Genomic DNA, 6,040 nt, shown 5'->3' with positions numbered 1-6,040 from the left:
ATTTTTCCAACCACCAGTGGCAAGTTTGAGGTGAAGGCTGGGCAGCATTTGTTTATGGGTGGGGCGAAGGTTTCTAGCAATTTACCCCAATTACCTAAACTAGAATTTGCTGAGTCACCTTACTCAGCTCAATATCAGCTTTTTAAAGCAGATGGTCGTAACTTTAAAGGTTATAAGTTTTCAATACATGATAGCAAGAATAACTCATTAAAAGAGGGGGTTACAGACGAGCAGGGATTTACGGAGCAAGTGATTACACAAACCAAAGAAAGAATTATTGGATATAAATCAGTGATGAGAGAAAGCGAGCGATTGACTGAAAACTGGGAAGCAAAACTAGAAGAAAAATCAAAAAAACTAGAATCTGAGTTGGATGGAGAGTAACGATGCTGCCAGCTATTATTGTCGTTGTTGAATTGGCAGGATATGCAATAACTGCATATGAAATATATCGTACAGCTTCTAATGCTTATGGTGAGGTGAAAAATTATCAGGACAACATCAAAAAGGCTAAAGAAGAAATTAAAAAAATCATGAAAAATCTTGGTCAAGAGATTTCAGATAAAATTGATAAGGAAAAAGAAAAAGTTTTACTAACGACGTTAACTACTGGCGATAAGCAAAGCAACAATACCAAAGCTGCATCTGGACGCCCCCAAACAAAAAGTAATGTGATTACTGTAGCGATTAAACAAAAAATACCATTTCGGTCAATCATTAGTCAGGTCTGTGAAAAAGCTGAACAGTTGCCTATGATTCAATTAAGGAAGCAAAAAGGTAAAAAGCTAAAGGATGTTGTCCCTAAAAGTAAAGTCGATATTGTGGCAAAGCTTTTGAAAATGACAGCTGAAGAACTAGCAGGGGCAAATGTAGACGAATATATTATCGTGAGATTAAAGCAGCTTGCTGTGAACTTTATGTTTGAATTCATGGATGAGCTTGTCAAATGGAAGAGTCCATTAAAATCAGAAGTTTGTTTTGGTTATGATGTAAAAATGAAGAAGTACCTTGCACCTCTATTAGAGGGTACAACACGAATCAAGCGTACAGGTACTGATATCAATCCATTTTGGCCAATGCCATATAAAAGAAAGAATACAATTGGTGCTGATATTATTATTCCAGAATATCGTGGTGAGCCTTTAACTTTGACCAATATTTTTGCATTGGTGGAAATCAAGTTCCAAGGAGACAAGATTGATAAAGCACAGTTTGATAATTATGATGATCTAAAAAAGCAATGCGCTGCTGAAAAGAAAGCCAGCAAAATTACAGCAAGTGAGGGGTTTAAATTGTCATTATTCCGTTATCCAGAAGATGTGAGTCCAAAAGATCAGCCTAGCCAGCAGCAAAAAAAATCGAAATCAGCGAGTAAAAAATGATGAGTAATGAAGTGAATAATGACGAATTATTTTTAAGCCAAGAAGAAGTCGCTGATTATATAGCCGAGTTTAAGAAGGATAGTGACCATATCTATGGGTATGAACAAGAAGAATTCGGTATTTGCCCATACATCACATTTTATATTTATCATCAAGATGATGAAGTGGAAGAGGTTGCTAATAAAATCATTGATATTTATCAGGAGTTTGAAAGTAAAATAATTGATAAGCCTTTTAAACTCAAGTACAGGCATAAAACAAGTACATGGAAAAAGGCTGAAAAATGGCAAAGAACTCGTCAGGAGTTATTGGATGAAATGCATGAAGGCTATAAAAAATATTCTGTATATTTTATAGCAGCGACCACTGGAGATTCAGACAACCAAAGTGCGCAGTGGGCTTTACAAAGTAATATTAGAGACAACGGATTAAGATATTCTAGTCTAAAATTATCATTTGGCGAAAAATGGTATAAAGAGTATAAAAAGCAATGGTATCAGTTTGTACAGCAATGTTTAATTAAACTCAATCCAATACAAGCCTATAGTGGTTATGAAATTGGGAGTGCAGCACAATTTCCTATGGTTTCTCCAGAATTTGAAATTGTAGAACGCATTTTTAGTGACTATTTTTACGGGCTAGATATCGATCATCCTAGTAACATGAGTCATTCTCATGATGATATAGATGGTTTTATCTATACACCATCATTAGCAGCAGGAATACGTACTCCAACATGGTGTTTTTTACTTTCACCATATTGGCTAGAAAAATTAGGATTAAGTGAGGAGCAAATCCGTTTAAAACTAGATGATCCACGAATCGAGATCACCAAACTGCTAGATCCAACAGATCCTGAAAAATTCAGTCTTTGGATTCAATTGGGAGAATTATCACTTTATCCTGTTGAAGAAGGTATTCCAGATTTATTGGTAAAGGCAAATGAGCTGATTAAACCAATACGATGTAATGATTTGAAGTTGACGACTCTTGATGCATGGGATGATGACCCTAACCCAAGATTTGATATAGAAAGCTCACCCCTATGGATTGCTCGTTTTGATGAAAATAGCAGTTGGCCTGAAGGGAAACGAGTCAATAAGGTTAGTAACTTATCATTGGAAGAAGAAAAACTTAAAGTGAAAGGTGGCGAGTTATGCCCACAAACTGGTTATTGGCAAACTCCCGCACAACCAGATTCACGACAGTATTTTGAGCAAGGTGCTATTCTTCCAACCTTTTCAGAACTAGATTGGGGAGAGGTTTATTGGTATTGGGCGGGTGGCTATTCATAATACAATAATTTTTGAGTTTAACTTAGTATGAAAGTAACTATTCATATTTAGATAGATATTCTGTCGGGCTTATGTTTAAACATGTAATAGCCTTATTGCGAATTTAAGAATACAAGACCATAGGTCAGTTTAATTTATCTGATCTATGGTCGAGTGCTTAATTTTCTAACTGTTCTTTCAACATATATAAATGCTGTAAGGCTTCGCGTGGAGTGAGATTGTCTACATCAAGCTCTTTTAAGAGTTCTAAAGCAGGAGAGACTTTTTCCACTTCAACAACACGCTCGATAATATCAGGTTCGGCTTGAGGAGCTGGAGCAAATAAGTCTCGTTGTACCGCAGTACTGACATGTTGTTGCTGTTGACGCTCGAGAATTTTCAAGCGGTTTTGCGCTTCCTTAATCACATTGACAGGAATACCTGCCAGTTTAGCCACTTGCAAGCCATGACTTTGGCTGGCAGGACCTTGCTGAACCTTGTGTAATAAAATCAAATTACCATTTAACTCTTTGGCACTGACATGGTAGTTGTAGATGCCAGATTCTTTACTCAGTTCCGTCAGTTCAAAATAATGTGTGGCAAACAAGCACAAACATTTCACTCGTTTGGTCAAATCTAGCACGCAGGCCCAAGCCAAAGATAAGCCGTCATAGGTACTGGTTCCTCGACCGACTTCATCCATAAGTACCAAAGATTGATTGGTCGCATGATGCAAAATTTGCGAGGTTTCGGTCATTTCGACCATAAAGGTCGACTTACCGGTCGATAGATCATCAGCAGAACCAATTCGCGTGAAAATGCGGTCAATTGGACCTAAAACAGCCGCTTGTGCTGGCACGAAACTGCCACAATAAGCGAGCAGGCTAATCAATGCTGTTTGACGCATAAAGGTCGATTTACCACCCATATTGGGGCCTGTAATGATGGCCATGCGATGGGCATAATCCAAATGTGTGTCATTTGGGGTAAATGCAGTTTTACTTAATGCTTCAACGACTGGGTGCCGACCTGCAATGATCTTGATCCCTGTTTCTGGACTAAACTCAGGTCGTGTCCAATTTCTTAAACGTGCTTGATGAGCAAAATTGCTGAGTAAATCAATTTGTGCGATTGCAGCACTCATCATTTGTAAGGCTGCAATTTCTTGACGCAGCTCATCTAGCAGCATTTCAAACAACATTTTTTCACGTGCTAAAGCCCGAGATTCGCTCGACAATACTTTATCTTCAAAACTTTTTAGTTCTGGCGTGATATAGCGTTCTGCATTTTTCAGGGTTTGACGACGGATGTAGTGCTCAGGCGCTTGTTCTGCCTGTGCACGGGTCAGTTCAATATAGTAGCCACTAACACGATTGTAGCCAATTTTAAGTGTAGAAATTCCGGTAGATTCACGTTCCTTAATTTCAAGATCAATCAGGAATTGTCCTGCATGATCACGAATTTTGCGCAGTTCATCCAGTTCGCTGTCGAAACCTTCAGCGATGACATTGCCATCACGGAGTAAGACTGGCGGATTTTCTACAATCGCGGCGAGTAAGCGTTGATGCAGTCCGTGAAAATCTCCCAATTCTTCATTCAATTGCGCCACTAATTTTGATTGATGGTTCTGCACAATTGGATTAAGTGCATGACGTAAAAAGGGTAACTGAGCGCTAGCATGGCGTAATTGTACCAAGTCACGTGGTCGTGCACTGCCAAGAGCCACTCTGCTCAAAACCCGTTCGATATCGCCAATTTCTTTTAATACCAGTCGAATTGGTGAATCGTGATAACCACTCAGGATGGCTTGAATCGCATCAAGTCGAGCATCGAGTAAGGCAGTGTCACGCATCGGTTGCATCAGTGTGCGACTGAGTAATCGCCCCCCCATGGCCGTTTGACAGTCATTGATGAGCTGAAACAATGATGTGCCATGCTCAAAAAGCGGGTCAACAATTTCTAAATTACGACGTGTCACGGGATCAAGCGCAATAAAATCGCTACTTTGTTCGAGCTGAATACTACGAATGTGTGGTAAAGCCGTTTTTTGTGTTTCTTTGGCGTAATGAATTAGTGCAGCGGCAGCTGCTTTGGCCAAAGGTAGATGGTCAATGCCAAAACCAGATAAGGTCGAAACACCGAGCTGATCCGACAAGGTTTTCTGTGCGTTGTTTAAATTAAAGTCGACATTCGGGCGCTTGGTGATAGGACAATCGAGTTGTTTTTTGACTTGTTCTAAAATGTTCGGATCAACAATATCTTCATCGACCAAAATTTCACTTGGCATGAGGCGGGCAAGTTCGATGCTTAATTGTTCTAATTTAAAATCTTGTTGTTGGACTTTAAATAAACCTGCACTTAAGTCGAGCAGGGCGATACCAATCTGATTTTGCTGGAGGCACAAAGCCACCAAATTTGAAGATTGATGGCTATTTAGTAAAGCATCGTCAGTGAGTGTGCCAGGAGTAAGAATACGCACAACACCGCGTTCTACAGGTCCTTTACCCGTCACTTCACCAAGTTGTTCACAAATAACAACGGTTTCGCCTTTTTTCACTAGGCGAGCGAGGTAACCTTCAGCCGCATGAAAAGGCACTCCTGCCATCGGGATAGGATTACCATTGGTTTTACCGCGATGCGTAAGCGTGATGCCGAGTAGTTTGGCGGCTTTATGGGCATCATCAAAAAATAATTCGTAGAAGTCACCCATACGATAAAACATTAAGGCATGAGGGTGTTGCATCTTAACTTTTAGGTATTGCTGCATCATAGGAGTGTGGGAGTCAATATTAGCTATGATGTCTTGCAAGCTCATGTATATGAAATCCTTGAATTTAAATAATTAATTAAATTTTAAAACAAGTCTGACTGTCCAACCAGATCCTATTTATTCTGAATCAATCTGATCTAATCCACTTAAAAAGTATACCTTTTAGTGTACCTTTTTTTAGGCTTAATCATATTAAAGGGGTGTGGGAGGATTTTGTCTAACTCAGACTCGATATGGTAACAAATTCGAATGGTTGTACCAAAGAGAAATAAAATGTGAATAGTCACCGATGCTATAGATACATTTATCAAAACGGATAACTTTCTCTTTTTCAAGTTCAATGTCTGATCAGATCTGAACTAATAGTTATATACATATTTTTTTGATGTGTTTTGTTTTGAACAACCTAGCAATTGAATATTGTGCATATTTAAAATGTATGGGCTTATGGGAAAAATTGCTTAAACCACAAGATAGCATTTCCACTTTGAGCCAGAAATCTGTAAAATCTATGCGCATTCGTAAAGCCGTTTTTTATCAGCTCCAATCCTTTGGCTGATTCTTTTTGCAAGCCCATTTCTTCATTGCATTCTGCTTTTAATTCAATATTTTCG

The 6,040-nt window shown here is 38.9% G+C and carries 3 protein-coding genes and 1 pseudogene; 3 read left to right on the top strand and 1 reads right to left on the bottom strand.

From position 1 onward, the window contains the following. From AC6CHI_RS10810 to AC6CHI_RS10800, 3 genes and pseudogenes are all read left to right on the top strand, one after another. A pseudogene (locus tag AC6CHI_RS10810) lies at window positions 1-384 on the top strand (type VI secretion system tip protein VgrG); the annotation flags it as partial. 2 nt (window positions 385-386) lie between these two features. Continuing rightward, complete coding sequence (locus AC6CHI_RS10805) at window positions 387-1,382, top strand: hypothetical protein (RefSeq protein ID WP_498121233.1); 996 nt, start codon at window positions 387-389, stop codon at window positions 1,380-1,382. 11 nt (window positions 1,383-1,393) lie between these two features. Then, a complete protein-coding gene (locus AC6CHI_RS10800) occupies window positions 1,394-2,677 on the top strand; it encodes a type VI immunity family protein (RefSeq protein WP_498121253.1) in 1,284 nt (427 codons plus the stop codon). Window positions 2,678-2,834: 157 nt separating this feature from the next. On the opposite strand, the gene mutS is transcribed toward AC6CHI_RS10800, so the two are convergent. Beyond that, the gene (gene mutS, locus AC6CHI_RS10795; RefSeq protein WP_498121231.1) at window positions 2,835-5,471 is read right to left on the bottom strand and encodes a DNA mismatch repair protein MutS; all 2,637 of its coding nucleotides are present in this window, start codon (window positions 5,469-5,471) and stop codon (window positions 2,835-2,837) included. Window positions 5,472-6,040 lie beyond the last annotated feature (569 nt).

Source organism: Acinetobacter sp. GQ146 (assembly GCF_059758585.1).
Note: the sequence above shows the minus strand (reverse complement) of the source record. Positions and strands in the feature narration are given on the sequence as shown.